The following is a 20,835-nucleotide window of genomic DNA, read 5'->3' as shown; positions in this document are numbered from 1 at the left end:
GAGGGAACTCCTTGGTCGAGAACAGAAGGGACAAGCCCATGATATGAATAAAAGCTTAGGGCATGGTCATGACTCCTCGCAAGTTTTAATGATCCTGATCTTGCCGGGCATCGCGCAGCAGGCGCAGAAAAGCTTCCTGGGTTTTATCGCCTTCAACAACCACACCGGCCGCTTCGGCATGGCCGGTTTTTTATTGCCTTGCGCAACTTTTCCCGGTGGTGAGGGTCAAAAATCGCACACCAGAAAACTTCCACCTCAGCAGGGGATTTTCATGAAATCAAACCCCATGAAAGCCGCAGAATTGCTCGGACTGGCCGCCGAACATCATTTGTCCACGCATTCCATCAAAAATCCGGATCTGGATGATTTACTGAATGCCCTGGAAGAACGTCACCAGTGCATCAACCATCACTGGCAGGAAATCATGCAGCGTCTGCCTGAAGAAAAACCCGACCGGATGATGGACCAGATTTTGCAGATGGACCAGGAAATTAGCCGCTATCAGCGCTATTTTGTGATGCTCAAGGAAACCCTGCATCATTGCGCGCCGGACCTGCTCAACGCCTCCTGAGGCAAGCGATCGACCATTTCCGAGCCGGATCAAGTCGGCGAAGCCTTCCGGAAAGTCCTTCGGCCGGAACGCTCTGGCGTTGCTTTGAGCGGATAGAGAGTGTAAAAGTTGTTAATTATACCTCCCAAAATTTCGCATCTTGATGGCAAAACTCCTGGCTGGTCATTCCTTGGTAGTCAATCCTGATGTCAGCCACGAGAACGGAACAGCAGCGGGGCTGTCCGATCATGGCCATCGCCCTTTTCTTTCTGAATTTTCTCTTTGCGGCTGATCCAGATCCCGAAAAAATGGAATAATGGGCATGTCCAGACCAAGCTTATCCGCAACCAAAGCAGATCATTCCCTTCGCTGGCCACTTCTTGCCATCGCCCTCAGCGCCCTGGCCATCTATGCCGGAACCTGGGTCGGCTATTATTGGTTCAGTCGCGGTCTCGATCCGGTGGCAGGTTCGGTGGCGCAGGCGCTCATCAACTGGGATGCCAAGTGGTACATGGATATTGCCACTCAAGGTTATCACTACATACCGCACGCCGATTTTGGCCAGAACATCATCTTTTTTCCGCTCTGCCCGGCCATCTGCGCCGGCCTCGACCTGATCTTGCCGATTCCGATGCCAGCCATAGGTATCGGGCTGGCCATTTTTTTTGGCATAGTTTCGATATTCCTGTTTCAACACCTTGCCAGAGCCTGGCTGGACGCCGAGAGCGCCGCTTTTACCACCCTGACCTATGCCCTGTATCCCGCTGCCGCTTTTTTCATCAGCGCTTATCCCACTTCCTTAATGAACTGTCTGGCCATCGCCACGTTGCTTGCCCTGCACCAGCAACGGCATTTTCAGGCGGCCCTCTGGGTGGGAATCGGCACGGCCTCAGGGCCATTGATGGTTTTTTTCGCCTTCGGAACATGGCTGGTCTTGCTTTGGCATATCTGGGTTATCCGGCAAAATCCGGCATGGATCCGCATCCTGAAAAGCGTGGGCCTGGGAATCATCTCCTGCAGTGGCCTCATGTTGTTCATGGCCTACCAATGGTACCTGTTCAAAACCCCATGGGCATTTGTGGTCGCCCATGGTCCGTATATCGGCCATTTATCGCCGCTACAAAAACTGCAAAACATCCTTGAGCTCTATCCCTTCTGGGGTGGGAACTACACACCCCTGATCCAGGCATTGCTGCTTGAACCTACCACGCTGAACCCGGCACGCAGCGTCTATTTTCTGATGAATGCCTTGGTCTTGCTGGGCAACCTGATTGCTTTGGGCGTTTTGTGGCGACGCCGCCAATGGACATTACTGATCATCAGCATTCCGGTGATTTTTGCCTACCTCTGGTTTCAAGGCGCAGCCCAGGGTCCCGTATCCACTTATCGCCTGCTGTACATCAACCTGCCCCTGTTCCTGGCCGCAGGTTGGCTATTCCAAAGCGCGGCCCAGAGCGTCTGGCCACGCCTGCTGCTGATGACAGAAACGACTGCCCTCATCCTCCAGGCAGCCTTCTTCATATCCGGGCATTGGGCATTCTAGACGCCATTGCCACTTGCCGCAGCCTCTTCAGGGCTGCATTTTTTCCGGGGACACCGTCACAAATTCAAAGGGCTTGCTGACCGGCTTGAATTCCGCTGTGACATCTCCGAAATAGACCTGCCCCTGACCCATGGGTAATTGCAGCACGGGCGCTCCTTTTTTAAGATCGGCCTGATTCAGGTTGACCCAGAAGGTATCCATCTTTCCAACCGAGTTGTAGTAGTACTTCAGACCAGTCTGGTCCGCAACCACCCGCCAGCGCGTTGAGGAAATATTGGGTTGCCCCGGTGTGGTAATGTCCATGGGCACAGATACGTTATCCAACACACTCATCACTTCTGCCACGCCCTTAGACTGATTGGCTGTTTTGGGGATGGCATGAATGTAGAAATCCGCACGGGCAAAACGGTCAGACGGGCTGTTAGTCCCTGGCAGGAAAGTGGTCCCGCCAATCTGTTTCCAGTACTTTCCAATGCCCAACTGCTGCGAATATTCAGGATCATTGGTCATCACCTGATATTCCCGTCCTTCATGAATCACCAACTTGCCATCAATATATTCAAAGATGGCACTATTGCCATTGACATCGGAAATGGACAGATGGATAGTGCCATAAAGATCCGTACCAGGAAGTTTGTCGGACACCACACATACCGGATGAGCCTTGATGGCGGCCACCGCCTCCTTGACCGAGGAAAAATTATCCAGGAAATATTGTGCCCAGGCCGCAATGCTCAAACGCGGTTCCTTGCCACAATCATCGGGATACTTGCTACCCGCCAACCAGAGCATGTTGGCAACCAGGCCTTTCTGGTTCATGCCATCAGCCACTCCGCCATTGTGAGAAATCACCACAACGCTGCCATATTTGGAAGTCCAGTGAATGGAATTGGGTCCCGCACCACCTTCGAACGTCAACCCCCGCGGATAAATCCACAGGCCCGAATGGGTGGGAGTTTTCCAGTCCATGTTGCGACCCGTGATGACCAGACCATCCTTCCCGTGATACACCACCCGCGTACAGGCATTGGCCGCCCCCGCAGACAGCAGCGCCGCTACCCCACCCAACAGAACCCAATGCAGACTTTTTTTCATCACCACTTCCTCCTTATGCATAAAACGCATGTTTTATAAAATTTGATATTTCTTGTTTATAGTCAAAATTCTTCCATGGTGAAAGTCTTAAACATCTTTAATCATAAAATCGGCCACTGGCGGTGATGATCAGCCACAACCCAGAGAAAACAAGATGCAAGGACTAAGGGAGCAATATCAATCCCGCCAAGGGTCATTGGTTGTTGCTTGCAACACGAGCCGCATTTGTTTGAATTATTCGCTGGCGGTATTCTAGAGAGTGAGCTGGAAGCCGGTATATTTGCGGCTGCATCCTGTTCACCCATCAAGCCTCTCTAGCAAAAGGACCTGAATGCCATGAATTTTCTGAAACGATTCTTCTTGTCTGCCGTAGCGGTTTCCAGCGTAACGGCGGTGGTATCGGCACAGGCTACGGGGTTTTCGGGGCTTTCCGGATTGCACAGCACCACCAGTTTATATACCCAGTACATTGCCAAAAGTCTCCACAAGGTCGCCGTACCGGGAGCCATTGTCGGCATCTGGCAAGTTGGTCGCCCCCCCTATTTACGGGCTTTCGGTAGCGCCGATGTCGCTGAAAAGACCCCCATGACCACCCGCATGGTCATGCCGGTCGGGCAGATCAGCAGCGCATTGACGGTTCGCGCCATTCTGGAACTGGCCCGGGCTGGGAAAATCCAGCTCCAGGATACTGTGTCACAGTATCTGCAAGGAGTCCCAGAGGGAAAGGTCATCACAGTGGCCGACCTCGCGCTAATGCGCAGTGGTCTGCCAGATTACCTTACCGATCCGGCCTTTATACAGGAAAGCAAAACTCACCCGGAAGCCCGGCTGAGCCCGGAACAACTCCTGCATTACAGCTTTGCCCGGCCGCTGTTGTTCAAGCCGGGCAGTCGCTTTGCCTATTCTGCCACCAACAGCATCCTCCTCGGTCTGATTATTGAAAAAGTCACGGGCAAGCCCTTGTCCCGGGTCATCACCGAGCAGATTTTGCAACCCCACAAGTTGCGCAACACCCACTTTTCTACCAGTTTCGCCGATCCTTTGCTTGAGGCGCGCGGTTACACTGTCACGGATTCCACCAAGTTAGCAGCACTTCCCTGGAATCCTTCGCAGTTCTGGGCCGCAGGCGCCGTGACTGCGACCGCAAGCGACATGCAGCGCTGGGCCAAAATCAATGCCGATCTGCAACCCTACGCCCAAATTTTGGGCCCTTATCAGTTCCATTCCGCTGATGAAAAAAATACCCGCGTGCATTATCGCTGGGGATCACTGGACAATAATGGCTGGATTGGCAGTGCCAGCCGCCAGGCGGGCTACGAATCCGTGGTCATCTATGCGCCCAAGAGCAAAGACACCATCGTGATTTTTCTCAACTCCGATGCCACCGACCAGGGCGTATCCGTCGCTGCCCGACTTGCCCAGCACTTGAGCCGCTTCATCAGCCCTCACGCCATCTTTTTAGCCGATGCCCGTCCTCAGTGAGTAAAACAGCAGTACTCTTGACCCATCTTCGGTCTCTGCCTATCATCAACTCACATTATGGCGATGGATTCCGCCCAATAACCGCCTTTATAGGCTAATGACTCCTACCTATCCCAGGCGCAAGCTTGGGGAACAGGGTGTTTAGCCAAGCTGATAAGGGAGAGGTGTATGTTCGCTTCCATCGTCCTGCAGTGCGGGCAAGTGCTGACGGTCATGCTGCTTGCCCCCTTGCTGCACGGTTTCATTACCACCGTGGAGGAACGCGTCCAGCGCGGCCAGGGTCCCTCCATTTTCCAGCCCTATCGGGATCTCTGGAAACTCTTCAATAAATCCTTGATGGTTCCGGAATCGGCCACGTGGCTGTTCTTCTGGGCGCCCATCGTCGCTTTTACGGCGATGCTCATCGTGCCCATGCTCATACCGGTGCTGACCAATTTTCCCTTGCCCTTATCCGACATGGGCGACATTCTGGGTGGCGGTCTCATTCTGACCCTGGGCAGTTTTTTTATCCTGCTGGCCGGGCTGGATACCGGCCAACCTTTTGGCGGTTTGGGCTCCAGTCGCGCCGTCATGCTGGGTATTCTGGCCGAACCGACACTGATCCTGGTTTTTGTAGGCATCACCTTTCTTGATCACTCCATGTTGCCCTTTGTGGCCAACCATCTGCTCGCCCAAAATCCCGTGGCCTACTGGAGTCCGGCGCATATTTTCCTGATTCTGGCCTTTTTCATCCTGCTCACGGTGGAAACCGACCGCCTCCCGATCCATTCCACCATCCCCTACGAAATCTACATGATTGATGAGGCGCGTATTCTCGAATATTCGGGGCCGCTCCTTGCCCTACTGAAATGGGCGAGCTGGATGAAACAGTTCATCCTCTACACGATTTTTCTCAACGTCTTCCTGTTTCCCTGGGGCCTTTCCACCGACGGCAGTTTCCCTTCGGTATTGCTGGCCTTGCTGATCATTCTCGCAAAATATGGATGCATCGGCCTGTTGATGGTGGGCGTGGACACCATGCAGTCCCGGCTGCGCTTCTATCGCTATCAGGAACCTCTGGCCCTGTCCTTTCTTTTCGCGGTATTGGCCATTGTGGCCGATCAACTTTAGGAGCGACACATGCTGATCTTTCATTTGGGTCCACTGGCTACCTCCCTGTTCAGCCTGCTCGCCATCCTTGCCCTGGTCCTGTCCTTTGTCATGCTGGCTTCCCACTGGCTGAAAAATCATGTGTATGCTTTTGCGGCAGAATCCTGGACCATTGCCGCCATCTCCGCCTCCATCGGCTATTACGGACACTATCCCGAGCTCTACATCATCGCGGCCCTGACCGCCTTGTTCCGCGGAACTTTTTTACCCTATCTGGTCCTCCGGCTGGTGAATCGCCTGGATATCCAGCGGGAATTCACCCCTCTGCTCAAACCCTCTTCCAGCATGATTCTGGGTGCGGCACTGGTCATTTTTTCCTATGAGGTTTCGCGGCAGTTGGGTATCGCCCTGCACTTGACCGATAATATTGCCGTTCTCGCCCTGACCTGCATGTTCAGCCTCAAGCTGATCGGCTTTCTACTGATGATTTTGCGCTCGGAAGCCATCAGCCATATTCTCGGCTTGCTGGTCATCGAAAACGGCATTTTTCTGGGCTCTCAGATCCTGGTGCCGGGCATGCCCGTACTCCTCGAACTGGTGATCATTTTTGACCTGCTCACCATAGTCATGGCTTTCGGCATGCTGGTGCGCTTCCTGCAGACCCATGCCGGGACCACCAGCAGTCGCCGCCTGCAAAAGCTGGTGGGTTGAAGCATGGTCAATTTTGATGCCCTCATTGCCGCGCTCTGGATCGTCCCCAGCGTCGCCATTATGGTGATACTGGCCCTGCGCCGCCCGCATCTGGCGGAATATCTCAATCTGCTCACAGCCATCACCGTGTTTGGCCTGACCCTGGCCATTCTCGTGGCCGCACCCCATAAGCCCCTGGTTATGGGCGCCAGATATATCTTGTTGACGCCCCTGGGTGCCTGGGTGCTGTTCTGCGTGGGGCTGGTGTACCTGCTGGCTTCCATTTATGCCATTGGCTACATGCGCCTGCTGCCCGAGGAAAAACCAAGACTCCACAAATACTATGCCCTGCAGGCGGGTTTCGCGCTGACCATGCTCATTGCTCCCTTGATGAACAATCCGGGTATTTTCTGGATTGCCATTGATTTTACGACCATAGTCAGTGCCTTTCTGGTGGGTTTCGAGAAAGAGGCCGAATGCATCGAGGCAGCGTGGAAATACCTGATCGTGGTTTCTGCGGGGCTGGCCCTGGCCCTGCTGGGCATCATTCTGTTTTATTGGGGGGGGACCTTTGTACTCGGACCGACCTATGCGCTGACCTGGGCCAATCTCCGCGAGGTCGCCCCCAAGGTGCCGGAAACCCTGCTCTTTCTGGCTTTCCTCCTGACCCTGGTCGGATTTGGCACCAAGGTCGGACTGGCGCCCATGCACACCTGGCTCCCGGATGCCCACAGCGAAGGTCCTGCCCCGGTGTCCGCCATGCTGTCCGGCGCCTTGCTCAATATCGCTCTGCTCGGTATTTATCGCTTTCTGGCCATTGTCGATAGCGGCGGTTACAGCGTCATGGGGCACACCGCCCTGCTGGTATTGGGGGTAGTCTCTCTCTTTGTAGCCGGGATGTTCATCGTCCGTCAGGATGGCGCCAAACGTATGCTGGCCTATTCTTCCCTGGAACATATGGGTGTACTGGCCATCGGCTTTGGCTTTGGCGGTGCCATTGCCTTTGCAGGTGCCATGTATCACATGCTCAATCACTCCCTGAACAAGTCCCTGATGTTTTTTGGGGCGGGCAACATGATGCGCGCCTATGGAACCAAGTCCATGAGCAAAATGCGGCATGTGCTGCGCTACTATCCGGTGAGCGGCAGCGTCTGGCTGCTCGGCGCGGTCGCCATTACCGGCGCACCACCCTTCGGCCTGTTTTTGTCGGAGCTGACCATCCTCCGTGGCGGCATTCTCAGCCCCAATCCCTGGGCGGTCTGGGTAATGGCGATTTTGCTCATCCTCATTTTTACCGCTTTCATGAATCATTTCCGGCGCATGATCTGGGGACCGGAGCCCGAACCCGATACGGCGCCCACCCTGAAACTCTCCCTCTGGAACACCCTGCCCATGTGGCTGGCTCTGATTCCCGTGCTGGTGCTGGGCTTGTGGTGGCCAGCAGGATTATGGGGATTTTTTCAACAGGCTTTTCTGGTGCGACCATGAGTACGGCAAGCCGCTTGAATCCCTGCAGCATTCGTCCGGTTCCCGTGGAACGGCTGGCCGCCGTTGCCCAGGAATGTCTGGATCAAGAAATGCGCTTTCTGATGGCCTGGCATGACTGGGAGGATCAGGCATGTGTAATCCGCTATTTACTCAGCCAAAAAGGCAACGCGGAATTTATTCTGCTGGAGGTGCGGGGCACAGACACCCTGCCTTCCCTGGCAGCCCTGGTTCCGCTTTTGGGCTGGTATGAACGGGAAATGCACGATCTGGGTGGTCTGGAGTTTAGCGGGCATCCCGAACCCTTTCCCCTGATCATTCATGAAGGCTTCAGCATTCCCCAGCCGCCGCTGGGCCGAAATACGATGGATGGTCATCTGCAGGGGATGTACCAGCCTCCAACCATGCCCGAAGTGCAGGGCGATCAGGTACAGGACTTGTATTGGGGACCAGTACGCGCCGATGTGGTGGAAACCGGAGAATTTCACTACTCCTATATTGGCGAGGCCATTCTTCACTATCATCCCCGCCTGTTTTTCAAACACCGGGGCATGGAGGCCCGCTTTGCGGGTCAGGATGCCGAGCGCAGTGTGTATCTTGCCGAGCGGGTGTCCGGCGTGGGCAGTGCCTGTCACGCCCTGGCCTACTGTCAGGCGGTGGAAAACGCCTGGGGCATTGAAGTTCCGCTCCGGGCCCAGCTGCTGCGGGTCATCATTGTGGAACTGGAACGTCTTTATAATCATTTCCACTATTTTGGCCAACTGGCCAAAACCACCACCCTCAAAGTCGGGGCAGCAACCGGCTTTCTGATGGAGGAAAAGGTCAAGCAACTGGCGGGCCAATTGACGGGTTCCCGCTACTTGCGCAGTCTGCTCTGTGTGGGAGGACTGCGTCGGGATCTGCAGGCCGAGCACCTGGCCAGCGCCCTGGAGGCCATCATCGACGAAGGCGAAGCCTACCTGAATCGCCTCCGTCAGACCGCGACCCACCTGGACCGACTGATGGGCACCGGGATTCTTTCCCAGGATGCGGCCTTCGATCAGGGAGCCACCGGCCCGGTCGCCCGCGCCTCGGGACTGGACCGGGATTTACGCCGGGATCATCCCTATGCGGCCTATCACCAGTTACGCTTTAACGTACCCATCCGTCAGAAAGGTGATGCCATGGCCCGCAGCGAGGTGCGTGCGGAATCCTTGCGTGAAGCTCTCGCCCTGCTGGTACAGGCATCCGGGCGCCTCAAGGCCGGTCCGGTACGAGCGGCATATGCGCCGCCATCCGGAGAACAGCAGGGCCTGGGCTGGGCGGAAACACCCCGGGGTACGCTCCTCTATGCCGTGCGCATTCGGGATGGGCGCCTGCAACGGGTCAAAATCAAATCCCCGTCGTTTTCCAACTGGCGCGTATTCCCGCTGACGGTACATGGTACCAACATGATGGATTACGCCATCAACGAAGCCAGCTTCGGCCTCAGCATCGCCGGCTGCGACCGTTAGGAGAAAATCATGCCTCTATGGACCTGGACAGGACTCAAAGCCGGCAAAGCCGCCACCCGCTGGCCATACAGCGGCTCCGACGGACAGGATGGCGTTTTCGGTATGCCACGCCTAGATATCGACAAATGCCGCAGTGGTTGCGAGCTCTGTGTCAGTAGTTGCCCCACCCAGGCCATTCGCCAAGTGGATGGTGAACCGGTCATTGATTATGGACGCTGCATTGTCTGCCAGCGTTGTGTGGAAGAATGCCCCGAAGGCGCCATGCAGAGCTCTTATGACTGGGCTTTTGGCGTTCGCCAGCGCAGCGACCTGATCTGGTCAGCGGCCCTGGAGAGCCATGAGGCAGGAAACCTGCGCAAACGCATTGCCTCCAGCCAGCGCCACAGCCTACACATTCGCCATGTGGACGCGGGTTCCTGCAATGCCTGTGAAGCGGAAATCAGCGCCCTGGACAACCCTTTTTACAATTTGCATCGCTTGGGTATTTTCTTTACCCCTTCCCCCCGCTTTGCCGATCTGCTCATGGTAACGGGTCCGGTGACCGCCCCCATGCACGACGTCCTGCTGGCCACCTGGGAAGCCATGCCGGAACCCCGTAGCGTGATTGCCACCGGCACTTGTGCCGTTTCGGGGGCGCCCATGGATGTCGGTTATGCCGGAGGGTCCGGATTAGAACAGATCCTTCCTGTGGACATCTGGCTACCGGGCTGTCCCCCCAATCCCGCCGCCCTGATCCATGCCCTGCTGCTTTTGCTGGAGCGCATGCCGCAACGCGTCACCGGAGGCCAATATGCTGAATAGTTTTCTGCTGGCAGCCTTGTTTTTTGTCCTCGCCATCGTGCTGGGTGTGTTTCGCCTGGCACTGGGGGCACGCATTGCCCTCATTATTGGCACCCTGGCCACCTTGCTGGGGAGCGTACTCAGTCTGTCTGCCGGGAACAGCTCTGGCCTGCTCTGGTCACTGGGCGCCATTCCCGTCACTTGGCATCTGCAAGCGGCCGCTGCCTGGTTGATATTCTGGGGGGGGCTCGCCGCGCTGGCAGCCTTCCTGTCGCCGAGCCGCGCCCAAAATCCTGGTATCTGGATGTCCGGTGCGGGTCTGGCTTTGCTGGGATGTCTGGGCATTGCCGGCCTGCAGGAAGGGATCGCCTTTTTGATTGCCTGGGAGTTTCTGAGTTTCGGCGGCGCCATCATGCTCCTCGCCGACGCCTTGCAGAATCCCGAAAAAAGCGGCCAAGCCAATTTATACATGCTGGCCCTGCTGGAAGTAGGGGCCGTCGCCCTGCTGCTCTGCCTGCTCTTGCTGGGTGCCCATAATACGGACTTTGCGACCTGGGCGGCCACCTGGGCCGGTTATGGATCAGCCGCGTTCGGTATTGCCATCCTGTTTATCATCGGCTTCGGCGCCAAACTAGGCATTCTGCCTTTCTACGAGTGGTATCCCGGAGCTTATGGCAGCGGCAGTGGCGCTTCCGGGGCCTTGCTGTCGGGTATCGTGCTCAATGTCGCCTATTTTGCCCTGGGGCGGGCCATGCTGGACTGGTTGCCGCGCAGCAGTGCCACCGCCACGGGTATTTTACTGGTGGCACTGGGAACCATCACAGCCATTCTGACCATTTTATATGCCTTTCAACAGGAAGACTGGCGGCGCCTGCTGGCCTTTTCCACGGCGGAAAATGCCAGCCTCGCGGTGGTTGCTCTGGGTGCGGCTTCCCTGTTCCGGGCAGATGGACTCCACATGCTCTCTACTCTGGCCTGGACCGTTGGTCTCATCCATCTGGGTGGACACAGCCTCGCCAAGGGCAGCATGATGCTCAGCGCCGACCGGGTTGCCGGTGTTCGGAGAAGTTATGCCATCGCCCAAAGCCGGGTATTGGCGCTGGCTCCCTGGACCCTGGGTATCGGCACCCTGCTCGGGGCCATGAGCCTGGCCGCCATGCCTCCCACTGCCGGCTTTGCGAGTGAATGGTATTTATTCCAGACCGTATTCCAGGATTTTCACTTGAGCAGTTCTGCCGCCCGAGTCACTCTGGCTCTGGGAGGGGCCGGCCTGGCCCTGACTGCCGCCATCGCCCTGGCCACCATGATCAAGGTATTTGGATTGGGCCTCCTGGGCCGTGAGGAAAATCATCAATCTGTTTCCGGTCGCTGGCCGATTCTCGGCCTGGGCTTGCTGGTACTGGCTTATGCCGCGGCCCTGCCCTGGACTCTGGGTTTTCTCGCCCAGGACAACTGGCCTGCCGTACCGGCCGCCTTGCAGGCCATGGTGAAGGGGCCGATTCTGATTCCCCTCCGCTTCCATTTCGCCTTTATTTCCCCACCACTACTGTTGCTGATGGGACTGTTGTTGTCGCTCATCCCCCTGGCGCTGCTGGGCTGGAGTCAGCTCCGTCAGGGACGCAAACGGGTGCCGGTCTGGGGACATGGACTGCGGCAAATACCGGCCAACAATGCGGTGACCGCCCTGGCCTTTTCCAACGCCCTGCGCGAATTTTACAGTTTCGTCTATCGCCCCCGCACCCATACCCGAAGAAGCCACACGGAACGCAATTATTTTGTGCGGGAACTGCATTTTGATTATAGCCAGGCGCCGGTATTTGGTCCCTGGTTATTCCGTCCAATAGTCCGCTTCATTCAATTCCTGAGTGATCGCCTCGGTCTGGCTTTGCAAAATGGTTCCTTGAATGCTTATCTGGCTTATATAGGATTATTGCTGATTATTATTTTTGCGAGTGTTTTTTATATTTAACAAGTAAGGAGTAGAGATGTTTGCCACTTTCGGCTTCATTGCCATATTTGCGGTTTTGGGTGCCTGGGCGAGATATGGGCAGACCTTGCTGGTACAAACCGTATTTGGGCGTGATTTTCCCTGGGCGACCCTGAGCATCAATATCCTGGGCTGTTTCATCATGGGTTTTTTGTTTTTTGAAACCCTGGAGCGCATCTCCCTCAGTCCGGAACTGCGCACGGGTATGCTCACCGGTGGCCTGGGTGCCTACACCACTTTCTCGACATTTTCTCTGGAAACCCTGGTGTTGTTTGAAAATGGCGATACCACCAAGGCTCTGATTTACATGTTTGCTTCCCTGTTCCTCTGTGTGGCAGCAGCATTTGCTGGTGCCTGGATATCCCGCAGCATCTGAAAGAGGTGGAAACCATGACCAGCGTATCTGTAGTACGTATTTACATCAAGGAAGGCGATAAACACGGCGGCCACAATCTCATGGAGGAAATATTTCGCATGCTCCATGATCAGTACAAAGTCCATGGCGTGACGGCCTTTCGGGGAATTGCCGGCTTTGGCAGCAAGGGGGTGGTGCATGCCGATGATGTTCTGCGCCTGAACGTTCATCTCCCTTTGGTCCTGGAATTTTTTGATGCGCCGGAAACCGTGGATGCGGTCATGCCGCATCTGCTGGAGCTGGTTCCCGGTAATCACATTTTACGCTGGGAAGCTGACTGCGGTTGCGCATGAATCATCATTACTGCCCCCTCTGTTATGCCGAAATTCCCATCGGCAGTGTCATCTGCCCGGTCTGCGGTCGTGACATCGAAGCCTGGGAGCGGGAAACGCCCTATTATGACCGGCTGATCTGGGCCCTGCGCAATCCCCATTCGGAAGTCCGGATGGGGGCCATTCTCAGCCTGGCTCACCAGGGCCGTGCCGATGCAGCGGGACCTTTGGCCGATTGTGCGGCTCGCTATCCCGTGGATGTCGTCCAGGCTATGGCAGTGCTGGATGCCATTGCCCGTCTTCCGGCGGGCAAAGATAAGCGCGGCGCACTGGAAAAACTCAGCCATCACCCCGCTCATGCCGTCAGGGTTTCGGCCGCGGAAAAACGGGAAGTGTTGTCATGACCCCGCTCTGGACCCACCTCCTGCTGAATCTCTGGCAAGTGGGCTTCATTCTCTTGTTCTCACCGCTGGTGGAAGGGGTGCTGCACCGACTGGAAGAAATCATCCAGGGTAAAAGCGGGGTCAGCATCTGGCAGACCTATCGCGACATCTGGAAGCTTTTTGCCAAGGATGAGGTCATTTCCGAACAGTCCACCTGGGTATTCCGCTTTGCCCCCATTGTCGCTTTTGTCATGCCTCTCTTTGTAGTGTTGCTCATACCCGCCCTGACGGCCTACCCCCTGTTTTTTGCTTTTATGGGAGATATGGTTGCCGTGGGTTTCCTCATGGCCATTTCCGGATTCTTTGTGGCCCTGGGGGGCATGGATACGGGCAATCTCTATGCCGCCGTCGGCGCCAGCCGTACCCATATGGTGGGTTTTCTCGCCGAACCCGTTTTCATCATGGTGTTTTTCAGCGTCTCCTATGTCGCCAACAGCACCATCCCCTATTTTGTGAATGCCACCTGGGGGGCATCCTGGACCAGCATGTTACAGCCCGCCCATCTCCTGGTGATTCTGGCCTTTTTTCTGTTGATTCTGGCCGATGAGGGCCGTATCCCCGTGGATAGCCCGGCGGGCAAGGTAGAGATCGCCATGATCGGTCATTCCAAAGGACTGGAGTATTCAGGGACCAGCGCGGCACTGATGAAATGGGGTGGGGCCAACAAACTCATGGTACTGGCCCTGGTGTTTGTGAATGTGCTGGTCACCCCTTGGGGACTGGCCCAAAGCACGCAATGGACCGCCGTCATGGCGGCAATGGGTCTGGTTCTGCTTAAACTGCTGGCTTTTGTCATCGTCCTGGCCCTGGTGGAAACCACGCTGGCCAAGTTGCGGTTGTTCCGCATTTCCGAGTTTCTCGCCGTGGCCTTCATCATTTGCCTCTTTGCAGTCAGCATCCGGCTGACGGGGATTGCCTGATGACCCCTGTCAGCCCGATCATGCTCAGTATTGCCGGGTCCGTCGCCGCGCTCTTTGTGCTGTTCGGACTGGGGGTCATGGTCTCCCGCCAGATGCTGGCCTCCCTGCGCTTTTTCATGGGGCAATCGGTTGCCCTGACACTGTCCGCCTTGGTGCTGGCCGACGCCTTGCAGACGATCGATCTTCTCTGGGTCGCCCTGATTACCTTCGTCACCAAAGTCATAGCCGTACCCCTGGTGCTGCGCTGGGCCGCGGGAGAAGAAGTGTATGGACGGCGTGAAGTGGATCAAGCCATGGGCATTCCTGCGTCTATTCTCGTAGCAGCCCTTTTTGCTCTGGTCGGCTGGTTTGCGGTCGCTCCGGTCTTACCCACATTGCATGACGTTCCTTTTGCCGCCATCAATCTGCCGACCGGATTGATCATGGTGCTGTGGGGAGCCTTTACCGTAGCTTTGCGTCGGGAAAGTGTGGCCCAGATGATGGGCCTGCTGATCATGGAAAATGGGGCTTTTTTTGGTTCCATTGCCATCGTCCACAATCTGACCGTCATTGTCGAAATTGCCGCTGCGGTGGATGTGCCCATTGTCGCATTGGTGATCGGCTTACTCATTCGCAGCATTCGTCGGGTTACCGGCTCCACGCGCGTGGGCACTTTGGACAAGCTCCATGAACACTGAATGGTTGCCGGCCCTCATTCTTCTTGTGCCCCTGTGCGGGGCCCTACTCGCCTTGGCGAACCGGCGCACAGCCCCCTATTTCAGCGTGCTTGCCGCTTTTCTCACCCTGATATTGGCTGTTTCAGCGGCCTGGCAGGTGGAAGCCCATGGTCCCGTGCATGGCAGCGACGGCCTGTTTTACCTGGACGCTCTGGGTGCCCTGTATTTGCTTCCGGTAAGTTTTGTCTATTTCACCTCCTCCCTCTATGCCATTGGCTATTTGTGGGCCAGACAACAGGAGCAGGCAAATGACGCCGCAGAACCGCGCTACCGCCAGTATTTTCCGCTCATGAATGTTTTTGCCCTGGTCATCCTCGCCGTACCCCTGGTGGCCAATCTGGCGCTCATGTGGATTGCCATTGAGTTAACCACGGTCTTTTCGGCTTTTCTGGTGGCTTATGAAGATCGGGCCGAAGCCCTGGAAGCGGCCTGGAAATATGTGGCACTGACCAGTATGGGGGCCATGATCGCCTTGCTCGGGGTATTGATGCTGTATTATGGGACCCATGCCGCGGGACAAGCCCCCACCTGGGACGGCCTGCTGAAAGCAGCACCCCATATGTCTGCGCCCTTGCTGCTCCTGGCTTTTGTTTTATGGCTGGTCGGTTTTGGCGCCAAAACCGGCCTGGTCCCCATGCATACCTGGCTCCCCGATGCACACAGTCAGGCTCCCGCTTCGGTCTGCGCTGTTTTATCCGGGGTCGAAACCAGTGCGGCCCTCTATATGTTGCTACGTCTCTATCCGGCACTCGCGGTCAATCCGGGTATTCATGATCCGGCCGCCTGGTATATGAGCGCCGGACTCATCACCGTCGGCAGCGCCGCATTCATGCTGATCCAGGTACATGACTTCAAAAGAATGTTTGCCTATTCCACCATTGAACACATGGGCATCATCCTCACCGCCTGTGGCATTGGCGCCGCCATTCATGAGCAGGGCACCGTTTATCAGCTTTTTGCTCATGGCTTTACCAAATCTTTTTGCTTTTTTGCAGCGGGATTGGCCGGCATTATTTTTGGCACCCAGGAAATTGCCAAGGTAAGGGGCCTGATCAGCCGCTCTCCAGCCGCTGGCTGGGCGCTGATTCTCGGCACCCTGGCCATTGCCGGCACTCCGCCTTTTGCCCTTTTCCTGTCGGAATTTGAAATTCTCGACACCGGCTACAGCAGCGGCCAGTATCTGCCCACAGGCCTGCTGACCGCATTCATTGTGATCGCATTCATTGCTCTGGCCTATCAGGCTACACGCATCGCCTTTGGTACACCGGACCCTGTCCAGAAAGAGATTTCCCCCGTAAAAATTCCCCGCAGCAGCCAGGCGGCCATGGTCATTGCCTTTATCCCGGTACTGGTTTTTGGCTTTTATCTCCCCCCACCATTGACTCATCTGGTACATGAAGCGGCGCAACTACTGGAGGTGCAGGGGTGAATATCACGACGGAACTGCAAAACTGGCTGCACAGCATGCCCGCGCTGTCCTGGCACGAGCATTCCGAACAATGGTTACAAATAGGGTGTCCAGCAGAACAGCTACCTGCGCTGACCCAACATCTGCTGGAAAAGGAAGAGGCCGAGTTTGCCACCCTGCTGGTGGAAGAACCGGCAGATTCAGAAAATCTGGCCGTGCATTATCTGTTTTATCTGCCCGCCGCCGGCAAATTGATCGAACTGAAAGTCGAGGTCAAGGCCGGGACCGAATTACCGGCCATCAGTGATACGGTGCATGCTGCCGACTGGCACGAACGGGAGGCTTGGGATTTGTATGGGCTGCGTTTCAGCGGCCATCCCTTTCTGGGCGATTTTGTATTACACGACGATGACTGGCCGGAAGGGGTCGACCCCATGCGCCGCCAATTTGACGGTAGCAAACGTCCGGAAGTGCATGGCTTGGGTGCAGAATGGGCACCTCCCCGACTTTTGCAGGAAGAGGGTGCCATCGTCTTTCCCATCGGTCCGGTCTGGGGCGATTTCAATGAATCCGGGCTGTGGCTCCTGGAAACGCCGGGAGAACAGATTCGCTATTTACACACCCGACTGTTTTACAAATATCGCGGGGTCGAAAAAATCGCCGAGGGACGCACGGTCGATCAGGGACTGCTGCTGGCAGAACGCTTTGCCGGCGCTTCCGCATTTGCCCATGGCTGGGCCTACTGCCAGGCATTGGAGCAAATCGGCGAATGTGTGCTGTCTCCCCGCGCCGAACAATTGCGCATGGTCTTCGCCGAGCTGGAACGTATTCGACATCATGCCGCCAACATTGCCGAAATTGCCGGATCAACTGCCCTGTCCGTAGCCAAGGCCTTGGCGCAGGGCATCGTCGAGGATTTGCTCAGGCTTAGTGCCAGACTGTGTGGACATCGCTATTTTTTTGGCGTCCTGAAGCCGGGAGGGCTTCGGCAAGACCTGGATACCGCCACCCTTGAAATGCTCCACAGCACCCTGCCTGCCATTGATCAGCGGATGCGGGCGCTGGAACAGCACCTGGAAGAAAGTTCCAGCTTCCTCGATCGTATCGAAGAAATGGGCACGCTGGATAGGCAAATGGCCAAGACATACGGAGTGGTCGGTCCCATCGCCAGAGCCTCGGGCAGAAACATCGACTTGCGGCGCAACTTGCCCTACGGACAATATGGGTTCCTGGCACCAGAAATTCCCGTAGAACAGGAAGGCGATGGTTATGCACGCTTGCGCCTGTTTTTTGCCGAAAGCCGGATCAGCGTCAAACTGATCCTTGATTTGCTACCCTGTTTGCCAGATGGCCCCATACACAGTGCCTGCCCGATACGCGAGGGGCATGCCCTGTCTTGGGTAGAAGCGCCCTCAGGCGCCACTTTTCACTGGCTGCGCTGTACCGGAAACGGATTGATCACGCGCCTGCGCCTCGGAACACCCGGTTTTAGGAACTGGCATGCCTTCGAACGCGCCATCGAAGGGGCGGCATTCCAGGATTTTCCCATCATTCTGGCCACTTGGGGCCTGTCCGTAGCGGAGAACGATCGCTGATGAGCTTTTGGCCCTATTATGGATTGAAAAGAGGCATAAGCACGACATCCTGGCCCGATGGCGAAGAGGACAGTGCCGGTATCACCCCGGGAAGGCCCCGAGCAAAACGCAGCCCGCAATCAGAAGAAAGTGCTGCGCAATGTCCGACCCAGGCCCTGCATGTCGTCAAGCACCAGGAGACTGCGGATAATGGTGTGGCCGTGGATTTTTCCCGCTGTATTCATTGCCAACGCTGCCGGACAGGCCCCTATGCCCTCCCTTGGTCCCAGGATTTCGCCTGGAGCGCTTCTACAGCCTCTGCCCAACCCATTCTGGGATCACGTTTTTCGGCTTCCCTGCAGGTTTTATATATCGATGCGGGAGCCTGCGGGGCCTGTGTCAATGAAGTCCGGTTGATCGACGCCCCTCCCTACAACCTCCACCGTCTCGGCATTTTTGTGACGGCGACCCCGCGTGACGCCGATGTACTCCTGGTCGCTGGTCCGATTACCGATGCCATGCGTACGGCCATTCTCAAGGCCTATGCCGCCATGCCGGAACCCAAAAGGGTCATGGGCATGGGCACCTGCGCCATCAATGGCGGCATTTTCGGAGAAAGTTTTGCCTGTGCCGGCGGACTGGAAAAAATCATTCCCGTCGATTTATGGTTGCCCGGCTGCCCACCCCCACCTCTGGCCATCATTCATGGTCTGTTGAGTCTGGTGGGACGGGTAGCGCCAGTCTCCCTGGAGGAACAGCCCTGATGCTCTACATCATTGCGTTTCTGCTTTTTGCGGCCAGTCCGATCCTGGCGTTCATTCCCGGCCGCCGCATGCCTGCCCTGTGCGCCTGGGCACTGTCGACAACCGCCTGCATTCTGGCTGGCATTCAAGGGGTTATGGCCATTGCTGCAGCACACAGTCAGCAGCTCATTAGCCTTCAGTTACCCATCATCGGCCCCCTGAATTTCGTGCAAACGCCCTTGGGCGGCCTGCTGATTCTCATCAGCGCCAGTGTTTTTGCCGTTGCCCTCCCTTTCGTGACCCATGACGCCAATCTCTATCCATCCGCCAGAAGGGGTCTGTTTCTCGCTATCGTCATGCTGAGCCTGGCGAGCATGATTGGTTTTTTTTCAGCGGCCAGCATTGCCGCGTTTATCTTCTGCTGGGAGCTGGCGGCTCTGGCCATCTGGGGTCTGATCACCTTTGAAACCCGTCAGAGCAAACCGGTAGCGGCCGGATTACTGACCCTGGCATTATCCGAGCTGGGCAGTCTGGCGGGTCTGGTCAGCCTCCTGTTGCTGGCCGCCGCTGCGGGCTCTCCGCAACTGGAGGAAATCGCCGGCGCCATCCCCAAAATGTCACCGACCCTGCTGATGGTCGCGGGTTTGCTGGCATTTTTCGGATTTGGCATGAAAGCCGGCATCATTCCCCTCAATGTCTGGTTACCAGCGGCCCATGGCACCGCCCCACGCTCCACTTCGCCGATACTCTCGGGCGCCACTCTCAACCTGGGGCTTTATGCGTTTTTACGTATTGATGCGCCCATTGCCCTGCATCTGCCGCAGCTCGGCCTGATCATCCTCAGCAGTGGGGCCCTTACCGCGCTCATCGGCATTATTTATGCCCTCGTCGAAAAGGACATGAAGCGCCTGCTGGCCCAAAGCTCTGTTGAAAACATGGGTATTGCCACTGCTGGAATAGGCGCTGGCCTGACTTTTGCCGCCTATGGGCATCCGCTTTTAGGGGGTGCCAGCATGGTCGCCGGCCTGTATCACATGATCAATCATTCCACCTTCAAGACCCTGCTTTTTCTTGGTGCCGGTGGCATAGACGCCAGCACCGGCACCCACAATCTGGATGAACTGGGAGGTCTGATGAAGCGGCTACCCGCCCTGGGCACCTTTTTCCTCCTGGGGGCCTTTGCGATCGCCGCCCTGCCTCCCTTCAACGGCTTTGTCAGTGAATGGCTATTGCTGGAGTCACTGCTGCGCGTGGTGGAAATACCGGACATTCCCGTCCGCATTACTTTTGCCCTTTCCGGCGCCTTGCTGGCCCTCACCTCCGGGCTGGCCCTGACCTGTTTTATCATGCTGCCCGGCAGCGCCTTGATGGGATTACCCCGTTCTACCCATGCCAGCGCGGCGAGAAAGGCGCCGTTGACCGTGGTCATACCCATGGGGTTGTTGGCATTGCTCGCGTTATTGCTGGGTCTTGCGGCCACCCTCATGGTGCCCGTTCTATCCCGCCTGGCAGCCCCCCTTCTGGGGGCCAATCCTACCGCTTCCCTCGTGCCCAATTTTTTCCATGTGCCCAGTCAGGTTCCCCTGGCCGTAAGGCAGGCGCTCGATCCCATCGGCGCCAATCTGGGGGCGACTTTCCTGCCACTGCGCAGCCTCGTGCTGATGCATCTGAATCAGGGCAGCGCGCCTGTGGTCTATGCCATGTCTACACTGCTGACTTTTCTCGTGCTGATATTGATGCTCGGTACGGTCTGGGTGCTGGCGCGGGGTCTGCGCCGTCGGAAACGGCAGATCATCCGTAATACCCTTTGGGATGCAGGATTGACTCGTCTCCGCCCGGAAATGACGTATACAGCAACCACCTTTGCCGCACCGGTCAGGACCGTGTTTCAAGGATTTTTTCACCCGCTGACGGAAGAAACCGAAGAACGTCAGGGTGCTTTTGTGCTGAGCCGCAGCTATCACCAGATTATCACCAACATATCCGAACGACTGGTCATTCAACCCCTCATACAAACCGCCATGCGGATCGCCGCATTACTGGCCAAAATGCACAAGGGACGGGTCAATACCTATGCCAGCTACATTCTGGTTGCCCTGGTGCTGGTCTTGATCATTGTCGCGGGGTCCCCATGAAATCTGGAATCAAGC

General features: G+C 56.5%; 19 protein-coding genes and 1 riboswitch. Of the genes, 18 read left to right on the top strand and 1 reads right to left on the bottom strand.

Going from position 1 to position 20,835, the window contains the following annotated elements; all coding sequences use genetic code 11:
* Nucleotides 1-43 precede the first annotated feature (43 nt).
* Together ACJU26_RS01575 and ACJU26_RS01570 are read left to right on the top strand one after the other, a co-directional pair.
* Nucleotides 44-571: a hypothetical protein gene (locus ACJU26_RS01575; protein ID WP_414040813.1), complete on the top strand. Its 528-nt coding sequence runs from the start codon at nucleotides 44-46 to the stop codon at nucleotides 569-571.
* 301 nt (nucleotides 572-872) lie between these two features.
* Entirely contained in the window at nucleotides 873-2,093 is a 1,221-nt protein-coding gene (locus ACJU26_RS01570) for a mannosyltransferase family protein (RefSeq protein WP_414040812.1), read from the top strand.
* A gap of 27 nt (nucleotides 2,094-2,120) precedes the next feature.
* On the opposite strand, the gene ACJU26_RS01565 is transcribed toward ACJU26_RS01570, so the two are convergent.
* Nucleotides 2,121-3,188: a linear amide C-N hydrolase gene (locus ACJU26_RS01565; protein ID WP_414040811.1), complete on the bottom strand. Its 1,068-nt coding sequence runs from the start codon at nucleotides 3,186-3,188 to the stop codon at nucleotides 2,121-2,123.
* Between the two features lie 336 nt (nucleotides 3,189-3,524).
* Between ACJU26_RS01565 and ACJU26_RS01560 the strand changes: the two genes are divergently transcribed.
* The 16 genes from ACJU26_RS01560 to ACJU26_RS01485 all read left to right on the top strand — a co-directional run bounded on the left by ACJU26_RS01560 (nucleotide 3,525) and on the right by ACJU26_RS01485 (nucleotide 20,820).
* Entirely contained in the window at nucleotides 3,525-4,670 is a 1,146-nt protein-coding gene (locus ACJU26_RS01560) for a serine hydrolase domain-containing protein (RefSeq protein WP_414040810.1), read from the top strand.
* Between the two features lie 50 nt (nucleotides 4,671-4,720).
* A riboswitch (Fluoride riboswitch) is annotated at nucleotides 4,721-4,784 on the top strand.
* Between the two features lie 54 nt (nucleotides 4,785-4,838).
* Complete coding sequence (locus tag ACJU26_RS01555) at nucleotides 4,839-5,780, top strand: respiratory chain complex I subunit 1 family protein (RefSeq protein ID WP_414040809.1); 942 nt, start codon at nucleotides 4,839-4,841, stop codon at nucleotides 5,778-5,780.
* 9 nt (nucleotides 5,781-5,789) lie between these two features.
* A complete protein-coding gene (locus ACJU26_RS01550; RefSeq protein WP_414040808.1) occupies nucleotides 5,790-6,470 on the top strand; it encodes a hydrogenase in 681 nt (226 codons plus the stop codon).
* A 3-nt stretch (nucleotides 6,471-6,473) separates the two neighbouring features.
* Nucleotides 6,474-7,937 carry a proton-conducting transporter membrane subunit gene (locus ACJU26_RS01545; RefSeq protein ID WP_414040807.1) on the top strand — a complete coding sequence of 488 codons (1,464 nt, stop codon included), beginning with the start codon at nucleotides 6,474-6,476 and terminating at the stop codon, nucleotides 7,935-7,937.
* The gene (locus tag ACJU26_RS01540; RefSeq protein ID WP_414040806.1) at nucleotides 7,934-9,427 is read left to right on the top strand and encodes a nickel-dependent hydrogenase large subunit; all 1,494 of its coding nucleotides are present in this window, start codon (nucleotides 7,934-7,936) and stop codon (nucleotides 9,425-9,427) included. The genes ACJU26_RS01545 and ACJU26_RS01540 overlap by 4 nt, the downstream gene beginning before the upstream one ends.
* Before the next feature lie 9 nt (nucleotides 9,428-9,436).
* Complete coding sequence (locus ACJU26_RS01535) at nucleotides 9,437-10,228, top strand: 4Fe-4S binding protein (RefSeq protein WP_414040805.1); 792 nt, start codon at nucleotides 9,437-9,439, stop codon at nucleotides 10,226-10,228.
* A complete protein-coding gene (locus ACJU26_RS01530; protein WP_414040804.1) occupies nucleotides 10,218-12,176 on the top strand; it encodes a proton-conducting transporter membrane subunit in 1,959 nt (652 codons plus the stop codon). The genes ACJU26_RS01535 and ACJU26_RS01530 overlap by 11 nt, the downstream gene beginning before the upstream one ends.
* Nucleotides 12,177-12,192: 16 nt before the next feature.
* Nucleotides 12,193-12,570, top strand: coding sequence for a fluoride efflux transporter CrcB (crcB, locus tag ACJU26_RS01525; RefSeq protein WP_414040803.1), 378 nt, complete (start codon nucleotides 12,193-12,195; stop codon nucleotides 12,568-12,570).
* 14 nt (nucleotides 12,571-12,584) lie between these two features.
* Nucleotides 12,585-12,902, top strand: coding sequence for a DUF190 domain-containing protein (locus ACJU26_RS01520; protein ID WP_414040802.1), 318 nt, complete (start codon nucleotides 12,585-12,587; stop codon nucleotides 12,900-12,902).
* Nucleotides 12,899-13,285 (top strand): HEAT repeat domain-containing protein, encoded by a 387-nt coding sequence (locus tag ACJU26_RS01515; protein ID WP_414040801.1) that lies wholly within the window; start codon nucleotides 12,899-12,901, stop codon nucleotides 13,283-13,285. Before ACJU26_RS01520 ends, ACJU26_RS01515 begins: the two co-directional genes overlap by 4 nt.
* Nucleotides 13,282-14,244 (top strand): respiratory chain complex I subunit 1 family protein, encoded by a 963-nt coding sequence (locus tag ACJU26_RS01510; protein WP_414040800.1) that lies wholly within the window; start codon nucleotides 13,282-13,284, stop codon nucleotides 14,242-14,244. Before ACJU26_RS01515 ends, ACJU26_RS01510 begins: the two co-directional genes overlap by 4 nt.
* Nucleotides 14,244-14,921 carry a hypothetical protein gene (locus tag ACJU26_RS01505; RefSeq protein ID WP_414040799.1) on the top strand — a complete coding sequence of 226 codons (678 nt, stop codon included), beginning with the start codon at nucleotides 14,244-14,246 and terminating at the stop codon, nucleotides 14,919-14,921. Before ACJU26_RS01510 ends, ACJU26_RS01505 begins: the two co-directional genes overlap by 1 nt.
* Nucleotides 14,911-16,389: a proton-conducting transporter membrane subunit gene (locus tag ACJU26_RS01500; RefSeq protein WP_414040798.1), complete on the top strand. Its 1,479-nt coding sequence runs from the start codon at nucleotides 14,911-14,913 to the stop codon at nucleotides 16,387-16,389. Before ACJU26_RS01505 ends, ACJU26_RS01500 begins: the two co-directional genes overlap by 11 nt.
* Nucleotides 16,386-17,963 carry an NADH-quinone oxidoreductase subunit C gene (locus ACJU26_RS01495; protein ID WP_414040797.1) on the top strand — a complete coding sequence of 526 codons (1,578 nt, stop codon included), beginning with the start codon at nucleotides 16,386-16,388 and terminating at the stop codon, nucleotides 17,961-17,963. The genes ACJU26_RS01500 and ACJU26_RS01495 overlap by 4 nt, the downstream gene beginning before the upstream one ends.
* Nucleotides 17,963-18,706 (top strand): NADH-quinone oxidoreductase subunit B family protein, encoded by a 744-nt coding sequence (locus ACJU26_RS01490; RefSeq protein ID WP_414040796.1) that lies wholly within the window; start codon nucleotides 17,963-17,965, stop codon nucleotides 18,704-18,706. The genes ACJU26_RS01495 and ACJU26_RS01490 overlap by 1 nt, the downstream gene beginning before the upstream one ends.
* Nucleotides 18,706-20,820 (top strand): proton-conducting transporter membrane subunit, encoded by a 2,115-nt coding sequence (locus ACJU26_RS01485; RefSeq protein WP_414040795.1) that lies wholly within the window; start codon nucleotides 18,706-18,708, stop codon nucleotides 20,818-20,820. Before ACJU26_RS01490 ends, ACJU26_RS01485 begins: the two co-directional genes overlap by 1 nt.
* Nucleotides 20,821-20,835: the final 15 nt, after the last annotated feature.

Source organism: Acidithiobacillus sp. M4-SHS-6, from assembly GCF_047421495.1.
GTDB lineage: Bacteria > Pseudomonadota > Gammaproteobacteria > Acidithiobacillales > Acidithiobacillaceae > Acidithiobacillus.
This window is presented reverse-complemented; position numbering and strand designations above follow the sequence as displayed.